We start from the raw sequence: 17,786 nt of genomic DNA on the forward strand, positions 1-17,786 counted from the left end.
AAGCGCCAAATAAGCTCATAGTGAGCAGTAGAAGCCCGATTCGAAAGAGTCGGGCTTTTTTACGTTTGAAGAAAAAAAACTCACATCAAACAAAAAACCACTCGAAAGTGGCTTATGGTTTATCATGCTCAAAATAGTAGCTGGTTCGTACCCTTGGGTTGAGGTACTCATGCACCGAGGGTGGTAGGCTTTGTGGTTTAATGACCTTTTCGATGGTCAACCCCGCTTCTTCGAGGTCGATAATTGGTGCTTCTGTTCTTGGCACTGCGGGATCAAATACCAACACCTTAGGAAATAGTAAACGGTCTGAAGCCATTAACATCAGTATTTTGATTAGCTAATTGGGCTTGATATGATGATTGCCAGCATTAGTAGAGATGGCTCTGACGTGTTCAGCAAGCTTGCTGGCTGCTTGGTGGGCAAGCCTACAGTGTTCAAACTGCAGGCCTTTATTGAATGTTAGTAGCGACTTCTCATCATTTTTGCGGAGCGTAAGAACAGAACTAGGCCTAAGGCAATAAAAAACATGCAGGTATACAAGGGGCCTCGATCAAAGGCATTCGGTAACGCTGTATTAGGATCTGATCTTAAATATACGATTTCTACCTGCTCACCTACTTTAGGAGGTACTAGGTAAGGCAATAAGTCCACTTGATATGTTTTACCATTAACTGCCGTAAACTCAACCTTAGGAATATTGTCCGTAAATTTTTCATTAGTGGCTTCGTCTACAAAGCTCACTTGGTTTACTTCGATAACATTAGCCATGATGACTTCACCGCCAAAGCTTAAGCGTGCGGTTTTGGCGGCAATAATGCCTGGTACTATGACCAGGAATAGCGACATTAGCATTAGTAACCTAGCGACGTTTGATTCACTACCATAGCCAGGTATAAAGCTTTTCATATCATCCATTTATAAATAACCTTCTTAGATTCGTCCAATAACAAGGGCGATGCCCACAGCAATGAAAATACCTATTGTTACAATAGGCAAGAAATTCCACTTAGTTAATCCAGTAATCAGTAATGACTGCTGCGGCTTGTTAGGGTTATAAGCTATCTCTAACATCTCTTTTTCTGGAAAATTGGCCAGTAATTCATCACTTGCAACCATCAATTTCACGATCAAGTCTGCAGCTGTTATTTGACTGTTTTCATAATCAACACGTTCAACGTTATAGCGATATTTTATCAGGTCTCCGCTAAGTAACGAGCGACCTTCCCAGTACCCTGCTTTTTTAACCGCTAAGCTATTGTAAGTAATCATGGCCATTCGTTTAGGCCAACTTCGACTCTTAATAGCAATAAAAATATAGTAACAGATAGGGAGCAGGGCGAAGCAACCTATCGCAATGAATATCCAGCCTAAATATACCTTTTCCATAGTTTACCCATTGGTTAAAATTAAGATTATTGTACCCTATGATGGGGGCCTTTACAGGCAGATTAAACTGCTATATGAGTGTATGTTGTTAGTGATTATCATTGCGTCAATGCCCTCGCCAAGGATGTACTATGAATAAACTGTTATTTTGCTTTCTCTCTTTGTTTAGTACGCCGTTATGGGCCTTCTCCATGCAGCTTGAATTACTGTCCGATTGGTTTGAAGGAGAGTTCACAAATACCAATCAGGCAAATAAAAACTCTGCATTTGAGTCAGTGCAATTTTTGGTTCGACGATTCTGGCATACCCGAACCGATGGGGTTTGGTTTTATATAGAACAAATTAAAAACGAACGCGGGGTATTACCTTACCAACAACGTATTATGCAACTAATCGATCAACCAAATGGTCTGATAAGACTACATACCTATACAACACCTCAGCCTATTGATTTTACTGGGGCTTATTATCAGCCCCAGTTACTTGATAAGCTCACTTTGCAACAGTTAACAATGCAGCAAGGTTGCGATATCCTTTTCACTTATGAGAAAGAGTTAAAACAATTTGTGGGTGAAACAGAAAGTCATGAGTGCCATTTAAACTTTCGAGGCTCAACCCATGTAAAAATTACTTATGCACTTTATTCTGATCAATTTTTTCAACAAGTAGCAGGGTATCAAGACAAAGAAAAGAAAGTATGGTCAACTTCAGCACCGGGTTATCACTTTATCAAGAAAAAATAATCCGATAGCACGTTTTACTTAACATATTATGTAAGCTTAGTTTGGTTATATGCGATGAGTTCTTTATCGTAGTCAGTCATAATGAAAAGGAACGTATTGTGAAGAATTTCGACCAAATATTTAACGACAGCTATGAGCGGATTATTTATCGTGGTGATCAAGGTGATGCCTTCTTCAGCCTTTTTTATGAGTTATTTATCACATCTTCTCCGGCGGTCGCAGACATGTTCCTTGGTGTCGACTTAACGAAACAGAAGTTAATGTTACAGCGCTCTTTGTACTTAGCAATGGACTTCTCAAGTACAAGGATAGAAACCCAAGCAATAAAAAAATACGCAGATGTACATGGCCCGTTACAGCGGAACGTGCCTGCAGATATGTATGTATTGTGGCTAGATGCATTGATTAAAGCGGTTAAAGCTCATGACCCAAGGTTTAATGAAGATGTAGAGCTGGCATGGAAGTTAGTGTTAAGCCCTTTGATTTTATATATGAGCGCTCACTCTCGTTAACTAATTATAAGTCCGCTAAGGAACAAGATTCATGTATAAGTTTTTATTATTATTTTTCACTATGATTGGCCCCGCGTTAGCATTGCCAGTGCCTGCAGATATTGCTTCCCAAGTTAGCCAGCGCGCCAACATGCTGGCATCAGCCACTTTGTTAGAAGACTATGAGCAAGTGATAGCCCTTAGCTATCCGGCGATGGTAAATAAAATTGGTGGGCCGAGTATGGCCGCTAAAATCGCTTATGAAGCCGTTCGCCTGCTTAATGAAGAAGGGGTTGTTATCTCAGATTTGACTATAGGAGAGCCTCTTGAATATTTTGTCGGAAAAGATAAGGAGCTGATTGTCCTGAGCACTCAGCTTGAACTAAAAAGTGAGCAAGGAAGAGTGAATACAGATAGCTATTTATTTGCAATCCGCGAAGCAGGGACAGACTGGATGTTTATTGACAGTAACGCCCTAAAGGATATCAAGGAACTAAAAGTCTATTTTCCAGGGCTGCCTGAAGATTTTAGCCTGCCGCAAAAGGCTGTTAAATTTACTCCCATTACAAAATGAAAAAATATCTTTATTACTGGTGCGCATTTATTTTAACTGTTGGCTTAGTGGTCGCTTTTTTAGATGTGGAGGTGCTCGCCTCACAGCGCTTAAATCGTGCATTGGCACACCTAGAGTCTGCTGCGCAAGCAGAACAAATATCTGAAAAAAAATATCATTACGAACAAGCCTTAAGTGATATTTCAAAATTGAAACGTCAGTTTCCTGAATCGCAAGTGTACGCAGATTTAGAGCAAAGCTCGATGTTAGATGTGCGCCTACTACAAGCTAAATATAATCAGCTGGCATCTAAAGGACAGCATTCCTCACAGCCTGATTATTTGTCCCAATCCCTTCATTTGATCCAGCAACAGGCTGAATATGAGCGCTTAGAATACTTGCTAAAATTGGCGTCAACGGTAAGAAAGCGAGGAAATGAACAGCAAAAAATGTCATTTTATTCCACGCTGAAGCAGTTAGTAGAAATTGAATCTAATGCGACATCTTTATGCCAAGCTTATGAAGTATTAGCTTGGCAGTCGTTAGTGGAAGAAAATCATCGTTGGTTAGAGCAAATAAGCTTATTACTCAGTGGTAATATTAACCATAAAATGCAGCAAAACTGCATGGCCGCATATTTTAATATCGCTAGTAGTACCAGTTATATTCCTGATTTAATGACCTTATCTGGTTTGTGGGAAATCAAACAAGACACCCTTTACGTAAACTACAGTGCTGCATTAGTGCGCCATGGTTTCTTTAATCTCGCTGAGATCCAGCAGCAAAAAATCAGCGATCCGAGTTTATTGGCTCAAGCTGAGTTGTTTCAACTTAAGGCTCAATGGCCTAGCTTAACCTTAGTACAATGGAAGGAGCAGGCACTGCTTGATGCTTCCGTGAATATAGCGAATATTGCAGCAACTGAGCAGAAAGAGCTACAAACAATGCGCCTCGCGGAATTTTTATTTCAGCAGCAGGAGTTGGTTTATGCTAGCAATCTACAACCGCAGATTAGACAACCTTTGAATGAGGTTTGGTATCGAGCTGTGGCTTTAAATGCCACAGACATAGCATCGCATCAAGAGCTGAATATAGAAGAAATAAAGGAGATAGTGGTCGCCTATCAACAAGCTGAGCGCACAGTTAAGCTGCAGTTAGGATTTCATGAGTTAATGGATATTTGGCTTAAAGAGCAAATGGCGATCAGTGAAAAGGGGGCTTTTCATGCCATAGGCGAATTATTGTTTCGTCATTATCTGACGCAACCTACTCGTCGTTTAGAGATAGTCGAGCTGTTGGAGGACTTGACTCAGTATCATTCAATTGAGCAGGTAAAGGGGTTGATTTTATTTTTACAACAATCTCCGGATGCTTCTGCCGTGATGCTTAGTTTAGGTAATGAAGAAACATTAGATGTACTTGAGCTAATTGTTCAACAACAGGATCCCGAGCTATTGCAACGTTGGCTATCACAGCCTTTCCCGCCTGCGAAGCAAATCGCTAACCTTAGCTGGTTAGCGAGCTGGCAGGCTAAAGTTAAGAGTTAAGCTTGGCTCTTTTACTTTGCTTATGCTGGTGTAACCCATCAAAGCTGAAAATGATGAGGGCAGCCCAAATAAAAGCAAAGGTGATTAAGGTATCAAGGTTAAAGTGTTCTTCGTAAACAAAGACGGCGAGAATGAACATTAATGACGGCCCGATATATTGAAAGAAGCCTAAGGTTGAAAGCTTAAGCCGCTTTGCTGCTCCGGCAAAAAACAGTAACGGTATCGTGGTGATAGCACCTGCAGCGAACAATAATAGATTTAAGCTCAGCCCATTGTTAGTCAAATTTGAGCTACTTGAATTGGCGAATACAAACAAATAGATTAAGGCCACTGGCAGCAATACTAGAGTTTCAAGTAGTAGCCCAGTAATGGCATCAATCTGCAGTTGTTTTCTAATTAAACCATAGCAACCAAAACTAAAAGCCAGTACTAATGCTATCCAGGGTAGTGAGCCAAAGCTTATTAATTGTACCAATACGCCAATAATAGCTAAGGACACAGCGAGATACTGGTTTTTTCTGAGCCTTTCATTTAAGAAAACCATCCCAATTAAGACATTAACTAATGGGTTTATAAAATAACCTAAGCTAGCCTCAAGCATGCGGTCATGATTAACTGACCAGATAAATACAAACCAGTTAATGCCGATCAAAACTGAGCTGAGGGTTAAATAGAGCAAGGTTTTAGGTGTGCGCAGGGCCGTAATGAGACGGCGCACATAACCAAACGAAACCACAATAATAAAAAGTAATAGGCAAGACCAAATGACACGGTGGCTCAGTACTTCGTAAGCTGGAACAGGAGAAAGAGACTTAAAATATATTGGCGCGATTCCCCAAAAAGTGTAAGCAAATAGGGCAAAAAATACGCCTTTACGGGTTTCAGCTAGTGTTTCGTCGGTATGCATGAGTAAAAACCAGAATGAACGGCTGACTAGTTTATCAAGGGTGGAGGGCTTAAGCTATTTTTGCTTAAGCCCTAGCACAATAACGAAGGTTTTATTTGTCGATACGTACTATTTTGGCCCAATAAAAGCCATCAAACCCCGTTTCCGCTGGGCTGATGGTCTGCTCTTCGAGCAATAAAAAATTAGGGTTATTGGTTAGGAATTGCTTAACCTGTTCATTGTTTTCTTGCGGTAGAATAGAACATGTGGCGTAAATCATGATGCCGCTTACTTTTAGCAACTGACTATAGCGCTGTAAAATATCGGTTTGCAATTGAGTTAAGGTGTGTAAACGTTCAGCGGTATCGTGCCATTTAGCCATGGGTTTACGTTTTAAAACGCCGAGACCAGAGCAAGGAACATCAAGTAATACCCGATCAGCACTCAGCTTGCGGCGCTTGATAGTTTTACTGCTTTCAATTAGACGGGTCTCAATATTAAATGCGCCTGCGCGCTTAGCCCGCAGTTGTAACTTATCGAGTTTCCATTGTTCTATATCCATGGCAACTAAGCGGCCTTTACCGCGCATCATGGCTGCTAATTGTAGCGTTTTACCTCCAGTACCCGCACAAGTATCAAACACTGTCATGCCAGGCTTTACATCCAGAGCTTGTACCACACATTGGGAGCCGGCATCTTGTTGTTCAAACCAACCTTGCTGGTAAGCGTTGTTGTTAAACAGTGAGGATTGATCATTAATTTTTATTGCCGTGGCGACGTTTGTTACGGGCTCTGCTTTAATGCCTTGTGTTACTAAATCGTCCAATAACGCTGCACGTGTAGTTTTCAGCTCGTTAACCCGAATATAACGTTGCGGTCGTTCGGCAAGGGCTGCGCGCTCTTTGGGCCATTGTTCACCTAGTTGCGCAGTGCCTAAATTATCTAACCAAGTTGGACAGCCTTGCCATAGTAGGGGGGCAGTTTTGGCTTGAGTGAGTTTATTGTTAAATTCAGCGGTTGATAGTACCGCACTTTTATGGAGTAGAGGTTGTTCATAGCCTTGCAATAAATGCCAGGCTGCAATCAACTTTGCTCCATTTTCGTGAGCTTTTTCCAGCGGCACATTAGCAAGAAAACAAAATAAATTGAGTCGGCGTAATATATCGCCGGTCGATGTCGTGACTTGCGCTTTTTGTTTTGAGCTAAGAGATTGGCCAGCAAAAAACTTTGCATAGGCGCGATCTGTAGCCATGTGCTGAGTTAGCACCAGCTCAACCACGGACACGACTAATTCAGCTTGAAACACAGTTAATACCGACATAAACAACCTTCTACTCAATTGAAGCTAGGGATGATAGAAGGAGTACGTTTCTGGTGCAAGTGACTTCGATAAATGGCCTGCTATCGAACGGATCAGCCTAGGGCGAACGAATGAACGTACAGTATTTGAGCATGACTTTCAAACAAGTCACATTTTATTATACGAAACGCCGTGAAATCATCCTTGATGGCTTAACTGCCGTATCCCTGCGGATTAACCCAATCGACTTGGCGATGAATGTTTCAGAGCCCCGTAGCATTTTCAGTACTAAGCACTTCAACACAGGCATATAGGCCCTTTACTAGCGTAACAATACTCTTGAGTTTAAATCAGGGAAACATGGCGCGGCGCTCCCAAAGGGAAAACTTTACACGCGTTTATGCCGCGTGATTGATTTTTAAAAGGGGGAAAGCGATTACCTGAAATCAAGCATCTCCAAGCTGATTGGGTATAAAAGCATCGAGATCAAGAGCAGGTATCGTTATAATGAAGGTCTGTTTCCTATTGCTCGGTATGTTATGAAATTATTGTTTAGTCTTTTGTTTTTGCTCTTTATCAGTCCAGTAACATGGGCAAATATTTACTCTTTACCCGCAGATGGTGGGCGTTTAGTTGGGCAGCTTCAGACTCACACGGTGGCGAAAGGTGAAAACTTACATGAAATAGGTTTACTTTACGGTGTGGGATTACTGGAGTTAATGGATGCAAACCCAGCCGCGGACCCTTTTGTGCCAACTCCTGGTATGAGGCTGGTGATCCCAACGTTAATGCTACTGCCAGAGGTTGAATACAAAGGTATTGTGATAAATTTACCTGAATTACGGTTATATTTTTTCCATCCTAACGGTAAAGAGGTGACCGTATTCCCAATTGGTATTGGCCGTGTAGGTCGTGAAACTCCGGTGATGATGACTAAGGTGAGCAGTAAGCGTGCCAATCCAACGTGGACACCAACCGCTACAACAAGGGCAGAGTACGCGGCGAAAGGTGAGCCTTTACCAGCTGTTGTTCCTGCTGGACCTGAAAATCCGCTAGGTGAATATGCGATGCGCCTTGCATATGGTCATGGCGAATACTTGATCCACGGTACGAATAAAGATTTCGGTATTGGCATGCGTGTAAGTGCCGGCTGTATTCGTCTTGAGCCAGCCAATATTGAGTGGTTGTTTCATCAGGTGGAGCAAGGTGAACAAGTTCGAATTATTAATGAACCAATTAAGCAGTCAGTTGAACCTAATGGCGATGTCTTAATAGAGGTGCATTCGCCTTTATCTAAGTACGAAGGGCAGCCCGCACCAAAATTAACGATGACCGCAGATGTGATTAATTTTGTCGCCGAGCATAATGGTGAGAAAGCCGCTTTAGAGAGTATTTTCAAGACAATGAATGGCTTGCCTAACTTGGTTGGTCGAGCATGGGAAGAGGAAGCAGAGGAAGAGGTAGACTTTGAGCTGTAAGGCTTACTGCTTTTTTCATTCAACGGTCTACTTGGGTAGGCCGTTTTTTGTTGTATAAATGGATCTCCCTTAGGCAATAACAGGATGAGCTTAAGTAAACACTTATGGTAATAATATGCTAAAGGCTAGTTAGTTTGCCATTGATTGTGTTTGCACGTTTTTGTGTAAACGTTGTGAAGCACTGAGCTTAAAGTGGGTAATGATATTTGTACATTGCCGAGAAGGCTGATTAACAAGGGAATATCAGCTAGCACCTGATGATGCTAGCTGTGTAACAACGTTATTACTTTCTGTAAGTAGTAGCGATGTTGTCAATACGGTCGTTAGCACGCATTGCTTCGCTGCTTGCATCCATTGCAGCTGCTTTTGCGTCATTTACATCGTTAGCAAGAGTCATTTGTTGATCTTTCAGTGAGCTAACTTCAGTAGTCAGTTGATCTACTTTGCTGCTTAATTCTGCAACATTTTTTTCTAGAGCAGTGTTAGAACAGCCAGCTAGAGTTAAAGTCATAGCAGCACCAGCAAGGATCATTAGATTACGTTTCATTATTTTTCTCCAAAATTAGGGTTAGCTTAAATTACAGCATACTCATTATGGCACACCTGATTTAAGTTATTGCAATAATTAATTAAATTTAGACATTGAGCAAGTTTTTTTTTGCTTTTCAGCACGTTTTTTTGAAAAAAAGATTGACTCCTATTTATATGACGCTGGACTTATTGGTCTAGTTACTTGTAAAGCTATTGAAATCATAGCGTTTTCACTGTTAAAAATGAGGGCTGTGATAGCGTTAATTATCGTTGAATATGGCCATATTTTTCGCTGGATTTACGTGGTGTTTACGGTTCAAATTTAGGCGCACATTGCTACAAAATTATTTCATCTCTCGCTCAGTTCCTTACTGAGCTTTGTTCAGTTTTATATCGTTTGATACGGTGCTTTTAAATTAAATCACAATATAGTCAAAGTTAGGGGGCTTCAGGGTTTTTTATCAACGAAGGAATCAGGGTTAAGCCATGAAAGAGTGAATTTTAATTATCCCGCGCAACCCCATCTACGAAAAGTCTTGAAATCACCCTTGATGGTTCGCTGCAACCTCTAAGAGCTGACTTCGTCTAATAATTTATCATTTGAAAAATGTTCACGATTTCACCTGATCAAAGGAGCAGATAAAAAGCGCTCGTTATGTCTCCTCCAGCTTTTTGAGACCAGATTCAGGTTGAGGAATTTTTACCGGCTAACTAGCCCCGATCTAATTTTTTTAGTTTTTCTGCTTTCATTTATGGCTGTGGTGTGGATACTTTGCATCATATTTTTCTAAAATCGATCTGTCTGAGTGAGTTATGCAAGCAAATAATCAAAAATTAGGCTTAATGCTGAGTACCGCAGTAGGAGCAGTGTTAATTGCTCTTGGGTCTTTAATCATTTTTTATGTATTACCCAGCGCGTTAGCCATTATTTCAATGCCGGCTAAAGTGCCATTTATGAACGAAATGTTTAATTGGCTGATGGCAGGCTCGGAGCAATTATCTAATCAGGTTAATATAGAATTCTATCAAATCTTCCAAGCCTGTATCAAAGTCGTTGTAGTGGTGGTGTTTATCTACGCTTGTGTAAAGTTAGTTGCACTTGGTGCAATAATAATTAAAGAAGGTGTAGGCTTGATACGTGAAGCAATCAAAGCGCTTAGTCCTACTGATACCAAAGAATAAAATTAAGCCTCACAGCATCTTCTATAGCTACTTCTTCCAGCCCTCTATTGGGTTTTTAGCTTAAAGCTCGCACTCTTCACGCTAGCCAAGTAACATTAGCGCGGGGTAATATTTTGTTGCCCTTAGCTGAATTCTAAAATAGGAAAAGTAGTGCAAAAAGTTGACGTCATCATCATCGGCGCGGGTGCCGCGGGGCTAATGTGCGCCGCAACCGCTGGATATCGTGGTAAACAAGTGCTGGTGCTTGATAACGCCAAAAAAGCGGGCCGTAAAATCCTCATTAGTGGTGGTGGTAAGTGTAATTTTACCAACACTAAAGTTGAGCCAAGTAATTTCCTTTGCCAAAACCCACACTTTGTTAAATCTGCTTTAGCGCGCTACCCCTCAAGTCAATTTATTGAGTTAGTTGAGCGCCATGGCGTGGCGTTTGAGCAGCGTAAACATGGACAACTGTTCGCGTTAAACTCAGCTAAAGATATTCTTGACGTGTTATTAACAGAGTGCGACTGGGCTGGGGTACAAATTCAGCTGAAAACTGAAATAACGAAAATTAACAAGTTGGATCAAGGCTTTCAGTTAGTCACCAGTGCTGGCGAGTATCAATGTAATTCCCTAGTTGTAGCGACTGGCGGTTTATCAATGCCGAAATTAGGCGCGACACCATTTGGTTATAAAATTGCAGAGCAGTTTGGTTTAAAAGTACTGCCAACCAGTGCTGGCTTAGTGCCTTTCACTTGGCACCAAGGTGATAAAACCCTATTTGAACCGTTATCGGGGATCAGTATGCCTGTGGCAGTCAGCTCGGTATCAGGAGTAGAATTTAAAGAAGATATGCTACTGACCCATAGAGGTTTATCTGGCCCAGTTATGCTACAAATATCGTCCTATTGGCGAGCGGGTGAGCCGATCTACATTAATCTTTTACCGGAATTAGATGTTACTCTTGCATTAAATGAATTACGCGATCAACAACCCAAGTTAAGTTTAAAGAATGCCTTGAGCCGTTTCTTAGTTAAACGTTTTGCTGAGACATGGCTAACCCAGCAAAAATTTACCGACAGCCCGTTAAACCAAATAAACCACGGCGAATGGGCGCGGCTTTGCCAAACTTTAACACGATGGCCTCTGCTGATGAATGGCACCGAAGGTTATCGTACGGCTGAGGTGACCTTAGGCGGTGTTGACACTAATGAACTGTCATCAAAAGATATGTCAGCGAAAAAAGTGGCTGGATTGTATTTTATCGGCGAAGTGGTTGATGTCAGCGGTTGGCTAGGAGGATTCAATTTTCAATGGGCCTGGTCGTCTGGTGTCGCGTGTGGCTTGAGTGATACTTTATAATTACGATGCTTTGCTGCCCTGTCGTTGTTGGCAGAAAGCTAACTGGGGAGCTTCGTTGGTTTTTTAGTCAAATAAGCTACTGAGTATGAAATTAACCATACTTTAATCCCTCTTAAAAGTAAGGATAAATAGAGGTAGCTCAAATTATACTTTTCCCAGAATTGTTAATATTAACATCGGCAATAGTATTTGCCGATTTTTATTAATTTGTTCAAGGATGACTAAAATGAGTATGAAACTCAGTCTTATCGCTGCCTTGGTGATGGGCGTGTCTGCCCAAGCACAAGCTGCTACGCCAACAACTTGGCAGCCAGGTAAAACCAAGGTAAGCAATGGTGATTTGGTAATTTATCAAGACGCCTGTTATGTGGCAAAAAATAACCCTGGTTCATGGGAAACACCTTCGGCTTCTTCCACCTGGTTTTGGACCTCCGCAAGTTGTGGTGATGTTCAACCAACAATCGCGCCAACACCAAAGCCAACCCCTGTTATAACACTTGAGCCAACGGTACAACCTACGCCAGTTGTTACCCTAGAGCCAACGCCTGCGCCAACTAGCGAGCCAAGCAATATTGTTCAGTGGGTGCCAGGCAAAACGACAGTGGCCAATGGCGACTTAGTCATGTTTAACCAAATTTGTTACGTGGCTAAAAATAACCCCGGCACCTGGGAAAGCCCACGTAGCGGAAGTTGGTTCTGGGATGAAGCAAGTTGTGGTGGTGTAACTCCAACTCCAACTCCAACTCCAACGGCAGAGCCTACGCCTGAGATCACACCTACACCGACAACCGAGCCAGAGTTATGTGGTGACAACTGGGTATTTGGTTACCACTTTGCAGGTTGTGGACCACAGAACGAGCTTATTCTGTGTAGCAATGTTTTGGGTGTAAAAGCTTGTATTGAAACGCCAGAGGATAGCCAAGCTATTACCAATGCACAATCGGCATATGATGTTGAATTCTGGGCTGCTACTAAGTACAACTTACCATTACCGCCTAAGCCAACCGCTGAGCCAACGCCTGAGCCAACACTTCAACCAACGATTGAACCTACGATTGAGCCATCTATTACACCTTCTATTGATCCTACTGAATTAACCGTCACTGAAGATGGTCAAGGTGGCTACTTGATCCCTCGTGCGCAATTAGAAGCGCGTGAAACCGCATTAACTTCATCTGCGCTATTTGATCTGGTTCGCGCCGATACGCAAACCTTAGATAATGCTGCTGTTGAAGCTGTGTTACCACTGCGCGCTGAAAACCCAGAAAACGTGCGTCGCGCCGAAGCTATTGTTAGTGCAGCAGACTGGGAATTCTTATTCCCCATTCGTCATGAAAACTACACTTACCAACGCTTCTTACAAGCCATCGCTAAGTTCCCAGCCTTCTGTCGCACCTATGAAGATGGTCGTAACTCAGACGATATTTGTAAGCGTTCATTGGTTACTATGTTTGCCCACTTTGTACAAGAAACAGGAGCGCACGCCCCAGGCTGGGAAGGTGCGAAAGGTAACCCTGAGTGGCGTCAAGGTTTGTACTACGTTCGTGAAATGTACAAATCAGAAACCGATACCACAGGTCCTTACAACAAATGTACTGGCTGGGCGGGTGAAAGATGGCCTTGTCAAAACAAGAGTTACTTTGGCCGTGGTGCTAAACAACTAAGCTGGAACTACAACTATGGGCCATTCTCTGAAGCCATGTTTGGCGACAAGATGGTACTACTGAAGAACCCTGAGTTAGTGGCTGACACTTGGTTAAACTTAGCGTCGGCAGTGTTCTTCTACGTTTACCCGCAACCACCTAAGCCAAGTATGCTGCACGTTATTGATGGCACTTGGCAGCCAAATGCGGCCGACAAAGCCAATGGTATTGAGCATGGTTTTGGTTCAACCATTCAAATCATCAACGGCGCCTTTGAATGTGGTAAGGGCTCAACGACTAACCAAGCAAAAGCGCGTATTGCTTACTACAAAGAAATTGCTAATTACTTAAGCCTAGACATTACAGGTGAGAAGCTTGATTGTGCTGATATGAAAGCCTTTGATACTAATGGCTCTGGTGCATTAGAAGTGTATTGGGATAAAGATTGGGGTTGGGATGCTAACACGCCAGGCAATCATAGCTTTAAGTGTAAGCTTGCTGGTTACCAAACCGCCTACAGTGCTTGGGGTAAAGGTGACTATGAAATCTGTGTTGAAGATATCTTCAACGTACAAGCAACAGATGAGTTTGGTGAGGTGATCCCAGAAGGCAAATAAGCTTGCTAAATCTATCAATAAATTAAGCCACCTTCGGGTGGCTTTTTTATGTATTATGCCGCTAGGCTTAAACAAAACGGGGGCTAATTAGGGATGAGCTGTCTTAACATTTCTTTTGCAGTGATCACGCCCATGCACACATCCACACTGCCGGTAACAATAATAATATCTTGACTGTGCTCGAGTAACCATTGGCTACATTGTTCTATCGGTGAAGTGGTCATCATTGTTTTTGGGCTCTTCTCCATGATTTGATGTGCCCGCTTATTTAAGGTAACCGCATCGCGGTGTTGCTCGCTTTTAGTGTTTATATAGGGACTTAGCGCCTGAAATAAAGCCGCTCGAGTCACGATGCCTTGGCACTGACTGTTTTCGATCACGACAAGGTGATCAACAGGATGCTGAGCAAAGAGCTGTTTAACCTTTCTCAACCTATCGTCTAGGCTAATGGCAATAAAATCCTTTTCCATCACATCGGCCGCGGTCAGCTCTGCGTGACAATAAACATGAGGTGTTAAATGGACAAAAGTATTTTCCGATTCCAATTGGAGAGTGTCCGCTAAGTTTCTTGGTTTACTAAATAAGTAACCCTGAAGCATGTCCACTTTTACCCTTGATAATATGTTTAACTGTTGAACGGACTCCACTCCTTCCACAATAACCTTGCCACCTATTTTGTGCGTAAGGGCAGATAACATTTCGATCATGGCTAGTTCGCAGCTGTTTTCCTTAAGATTATCAACAAATAGTTTGTCAATTTTAACAATACTCACTGGTAGATTAAGTAAATAGGAAAAAGATGAGTAGCCGGTACCGAAATCATCGATCGCAATTTTTACTCCTATCTTACTTAATTTATTTATCCATTGTTTTTGCCGAGTAAGATCTTGAAAAAAAGCGGATTCAGTGAGTTCTAATGTGACATTATTTAAGTCGGCGCCAGAGTAAGAGAGGATTTGTAGTGTTTCTTCTAAGCAGCTTTGGCTGACGAGATCATTGTGCAAAGAGCGATTAATAGACATTTCTAAGTTTGGATTGTTGAAATGGCGCTGCAACTTGGGCAAATCTTGTAAAGCTTGGCGTGCCACCGTGGCATCAATTCGATCGATCCAAAGGTTTTTCTCCGCAATTTGAATTAATTCTTGGGTTGAGTATTCCATCCCCGTGTCTAGGTGGGTTCGAAATAAGGCTTCAAACTTCACAACCTTGAGACCTGGCAAAGTGACAATAGGCTGATAAAACACTTCGATTCGCTCAGCCTGCAGGGCGTTATCGAGTAACTTAGTTAACACTGTAACGCGTTCAAAGCGGTGGCTTAAGCGGCGATCAAAATAATAGAGTGTCGAGCTAAGTTGCTGCTGATTAGCAATTAAAGACTGGATAGCATGAGCTAAAAGTTGTTTTGGGCTGGTGGCATCTAAGGCTAGCACTGAGCAACCTACTGTCATCACCGGAGCAAGTTTTAAGGCATCATCTTTACGTGTGCCCACTAAGCGACGAATAATAGACCAGAGGGTTGTGTTGATGATGTCGACCTTTTTTTCACTGCACCAACACAAGCCGTACAGCGATGGATTTATTTGCCCAAGAAAACCATTAAAAGCCATCGAGTCAAATCGCTGTGAGATTAACCAAGCTTTCATATCGTCGCTAATTGAAGAGCTCATATTGGCATTAAAGGCGATACAAACAATTGTTTGATTACTTGGTAGACTTTGATAAAGACGCTCAAGTTCGGCACTGAATGCCTTTTTATCGGGCAATCGAATATGAGGCTCAATCGCTTGTTGGTTTGATAAGGCCGCTAATGAAACATCAAGCTTACGTGTGGTGGTGGCATATACCTTCATATTGTTAGCAAGCATGATGCGTTTGATTAAAGCGTGGTGCGCATAACTGTTGCCATGTTTCGTTTGTGCTAGTAACTCTCCTTCCCAGTAGCCATGCTGATTAACTGCATCCCAAAGCTTGCTGTAAAAATCGCTATCGTATCGCGAACTCTTAATTACGCCAGCATGGGTGCCGAGTAGCTCCATTTCCGTAAATTCAGTTTCCCGACAAAATTCCTTATTAACCATCAATATATGATGGTTAATATCAGCGACCATCAAGCCATTTTTTGTTTCATTAAAAAGTGTTTTGAGTAAAGTAGTTTCTTGTTCGTGACTGAGGTAACACTGAAGTAATTTTAAGTGGCCATGAAGGTTCGCGGTGCCTGCTTCTCCTTTTTCTATGCTGCATTCGGCCAAGTAGCGCTGCTTATCAATACTGAAAATAAGGTGTAGCTGTGTGGCTAAGCCTTGTTCACAAGCTGTCTTAATGGCTTGTTTTAATAAGTGGGTCTGACTTTTGTCGCACAAAGCCAAAAATTGACTAAGAGAAACATTATTTGAGGTCAGTTTAAGTTGTTTGGCAAGGACTATAGAGCAAGAAAAAAGCTGTTTTTGGAGTTGAATAGACCAAGACTCTGCTGCCTCTTCCCTCATAGAATGAAAAAGTGAACTATCTATGACTGTCGCCATAGGAAAACCTCGCAATGAAGAATAATAATGAGCGTTTTAGCTCGGTGAGGGCATGATGTGAATGCAATCAGAAAAAATACCTAGGGTCTGTTGATCATTTCTACTGCGTTAGCGCCTTTTCGCGTCACTATGCCACAAAGGTGCTGGCTATAACGATTGTTTTGTATAAATGCCCAACCAATAGTTGCAAAAACCAGCACCAAAAATCAACTGACCCTAGCTAACTATAGCTATGTTTTAGCGGGTTATTTCGATTACTGCAAACTTCCTAATTGAGGCGTAATGTAAAGTGAGAGTTAAAGCAAATAACCAGAAGTAATGGGTAAAAAAAACATCACGATTAGGTATTCCTTACTAGACTAAATCAATATGGGCTCAACTGACTGGTTAAATGATAAGGATGGCTTTTATGTCGATTTCTACAATGCGTTTAGCAGTAGGGGCCTTCATCGCACTATTGGTAGGTATTGCTTTACTTAATTTGCTTCCAGCTGCTTTGGCCTTGATAGTCGCAGTAATTATTAGTATGGCGTCGGGTGTTTTGGCACTGCAGGCTTCTCGAACTAAGACAGAAGAAAATAAGCAAGAATATCATCACACTGAATCTCAAACGTTGCAATTACAACAGCGTCTTTTGCAAGATATTGCCGACACTTTAACGGAATGTAAGCGCGGTGTGGATGATGTTAATAGTACTCAATCTGATGCCGTTGAAACCCTCACAACAGCCTTTACTCAGCTGAAAGAGCTTGCCGAATTGCAAAGTGAGCGTGTGATGCACTTATTGGCATCAGAAGTTGACGAAAGTGGTGATTCTTGGATGGCGGTTTTTGCCAATGAAACTAGTGCGACCTTGGAGCAGTTTGTTGAAACCACTGTCAATATGTCCGCAGCATCGATGAATTTAGTGGAAAAAGTCGACAAAATTAATCGCTCAGTACCTGATGTAATTAAAGCGATGCAAGACATAGACCAAATAGCCTCTCAAACAAATTTACTGGCGCTAAACGCAGCTATAGAGGCTGCGCGGGCAGGTGAGGCTGGTCGAGGTTTTGCAGTCGTGGCAGATGAAGTTCGGTCTTTATCAACTCGCTCGGCAGGGTTTAGTAATCAAATTCAGCAAAAACTGAAAAACATGGCTGACCAAATTGAAGCGTTAACTCACGATATCGGCGAAGTCGCTTCTCAGGATGTTACCTATGTGATGGAAGCGAAAAAAAATGTACATAATGCCATTGAGTTACTTATGACCAATGCATCGCGCAACAAAGGTCACGCTACGGCGCTAGAAGAGCATAACAAGTTACTACAGCAATCTTTATATGATGCGATGCGAGGTCTGCAATTTGGTGATATCAATTCACAGCACCTCAGTTTTACAGCCTCACAACTAAGTGCCATTAATACTCAGTTACATGAATTAATGGAGCCTGAAAATTTAACGGATGCAGGAAAGTTACAGCGGATTATTGATGGTCTGGTGAAGTTCAAAGCAGAAAAATCTAACCCTGTATCAGCTAACTCAATGGATAGCGGCGATGTTAACTTTTTCTAATCAATCTGTGT

At 42.0% G+C, this 17,786-nt stretch carries 17 protein-coding genes; 10 read left to right on the forward strand and 7 right to left on the reverse strand.

Annotated elements, in window-relative coordinates:
• Window positions 1-112 precede the first annotated feature (112 nt).
• From Q4519_RS00005 to Q4519_RS00015, 3 genes are all read right to left on the reverse strand, one after another.
• Complete coding sequence (locus Q4519_RS00005) at window positions 113-316, reverse strand: hypothetical protein (protein ID WP_303508155.1); 204 nt, start codon at window positions 314-316, stop codon at window positions 113-115.
• 143 nt (window positions 317-459) lie between these two features.
• Window positions 460-915, reverse strand: coding sequence for a hypothetical protein (locus tag Q4519_RS00010; protein WP_232804105.1), 456 nt, complete (start codon window positions 913-915; stop codon window positions 460-462).
• Between the two features lie 15 nt (window positions 916-930).
• Window positions 931-1,386, reverse strand: a complete 456-nt coding sequence (locus Q4519_RS00015; protein WP_303508161.1) for a DUF3592 domain-containing protein — start codon at window positions 1,384-1,386, stop codon at window positions 931-933.
• A 191-nt stretch (window positions 1,387-1,577) separates the two neighbouring features.
• Here Q4519_RS00015 and Q4519_RS00020 point away from each other — a divergent pair, with 191 nt between their 5' ends.
• The 4 genes from Q4519_RS00020 to Q4519_RS00035 all read left to right on the forward strand — a co-directional run bounded on the left by Q4519_RS00020 (window position 1,578) and on the right by Q4519_RS00035 (window position 4,720).
• Entirely contained in the window at window positions 1,578-2,129 is a 552-nt protein-coding gene (locus tag Q4519_RS00020) for a chromophore lyase CpcT/CpeT (RefSeq protein ID WP_303508163.1), read from the forward strand.
• A 98-nt stretch (window positions 2,130-2,227) separates the two neighbouring features.
• Window positions 2,228-2,641 carry a globin gene (locus tag Q4519_RS00025; protein ID WP_303508164.1) on the forward strand — a complete coding sequence of 138 codons (414 nt, stop codon included), beginning with the start codon at window positions 2,228-2,230 and terminating at the stop codon, window positions 2,639-2,641.
• A 31-nt stretch (window positions 2,642-2,672) separates the two neighbouring features.
• Window positions 2,673-3,194, forward strand: a complete 522-nt coding sequence (locus Q4519_RS00030) for a hypothetical protein (RefSeq protein ID WP_232804101.1) — start codon at window positions 2,673-2,675, stop codon at window positions 3,192-3,194.
• Entirely contained in the window at window positions 3,191-4,720 is a 1,530-nt protein-coding gene (locus tag Q4519_RS00035) for a hypothetical protein (RefSeq protein ID WP_303508167.1), read from the forward strand. Before Q4519_RS00030 ends, Q4519_RS00035 begins: the two co-directional genes overlap by 4 nt.
• Here Q4519_RS00035 and rarD read toward each other — a convergent pair.
• Window positions 4,710-5,627 carry an EamA family transporter RarD gene (gene rarD, locus Q4519_RS00040; RefSeq protein ID WP_232804099.1) on the reverse strand — a complete coding sequence of 306 codons (918 nt, stop codon included), beginning with the start codon at window positions 5,625-5,627 and terminating at the stop codon, window positions 4,710-4,712. The two genes, Q4519_RS00035 and rarD, sit on opposite strands and share 11 nt — an antisense overlap.
• A 91-nt stretch (window positions 5,628-5,718) precedes the next feature.
• Window positions 5,719-6,927 (reverse strand): RsmB/NOP family class I SAM-dependent RNA methyltransferase, encoded by a 1,209-nt coding sequence (locus Q4519_RS00045; protein WP_303508170.1) that lies wholly within the window; start codon window positions 6,925-6,927, stop codon window positions 5,719-5,721.
• Window positions 6,928-7,037: 110 nt separating this feature from the next.
• On the opposite strand from Q4519_RS00045, the gene Q4519_RS00050 reads away from it, so the two are divergent.
• A complete protein-coding gene (locus Q4519_RS00050; RefSeq protein ID WP_303508173.1) occupies window positions 7,038-7,220 on the forward strand; it encodes a hypothetical protein in 183 nt (60 codons plus the stop codon).
• Window positions 7,221-7,445: 225 nt separating this feature from the next.
• Entirely contained in the window at window positions 7,446-8,384 is a 939-nt protein-coding gene (locus tag Q4519_RS00055) for a L,D-transpeptidase family protein (RefSeq protein ID WP_303508175.1), read from the forward strand.
• A gap of 283 nt (window positions 8,385-8,667) precedes the next feature.
• Here Q4519_RS00055 and Q4519_RS00060 read toward each other — a convergent pair whose 3' ends face one another.
• A complete protein-coding gene (locus Q4519_RS00060; protein WP_232804096.1) occupies window positions 8,668-8,931 on the reverse strand; it encodes an Lpp/OprI family alanine-zipper lipoprotein in 264 nt (87 codons plus the stop codon).
• A gap of 797 nt (window positions 8,932-9,728) precedes the next feature.
• Between Q4519_RS00060 and Q4519_RS00065 the strand changes: the two genes are divergently transcribed.
• From Q4519_RS00065 to Q4519_RS00075, 3 genes are all read left to right on the forward strand, one after another.
• Entirely contained in the window at window positions 9,729-10,097 is a 369-nt protein-coding gene (locus Q4519_RS00065) for a hypothetical protein (RefSeq protein WP_232804095.1), read from the forward strand.
• Window positions 10,098-10,247: 150 nt separating this feature from the next.
• The gene (locus tag Q4519_RS00070) at window positions 10,248-11,438 is read left to right on the forward strand and encodes an NAD(P)/FAD-dependent oxidoreductase (RefSeq protein ID WP_303508177.1); all 1,191 of its coding nucleotides are present in this window, start codon (window positions 10,248-10,250) and stop codon (window positions 11,436-11,438) included.
• Between the two features lie 226 nt (window positions 11,439-11,664).
• Window positions 11,665-13,698: a glycoside hydrolase family 19 protein gene (locus tag Q4519_RS00075; protein ID WP_303508179.1), complete on the forward strand. Its 2,034-nt coding sequence runs from the start codon at window positions 11,665-11,667 to the stop codon at window positions 13,696-13,698.
• A gap of 83 nt (window positions 13,699-13,781) precedes the next feature.
• Here the strand turns inward: Q4519_RS00075 and Q4519_RS00080 are convergent, their stop codons facing one another.
• The gene (locus tag Q4519_RS00080; protein ID WP_303508181.1) at window positions 13,782-16,220 is read right to left on the reverse strand and encodes an EAL domain-containing protein; all 2,439 of its coding nucleotides are present in this window, start codon (window positions 16,218-16,220) and stop codon (window positions 13,782-13,784) included.
• Window positions 16,221-16,629: 409 nt separating this feature from the next.
• Between Q4519_RS00080 and Q4519_RS00085 the strand changes: the two genes are divergently transcribed.
• A complete protein-coding gene (locus Q4519_RS00085) occupies window positions 16,630-17,775 on the forward strand; it encodes a methyl-accepting chemotaxis protein (protein WP_303508183.1) in 1,146 nt (381 codons plus the stop codon).
• The last annotated feature ends 11 nt before the right edge of the window (window positions 17,776-17,786 follow it).

The sequence above is a fragment of the Motilimonas sp. 1_MG-2023 genome (assembly GCF_030547455.1).
In the GTDB taxonomy this organism is placed as follows: Bacteria; Pseudomonadota; Gammaproteobacteria; order Enterobacterales; family CBDFNC01; genus Motilimonas.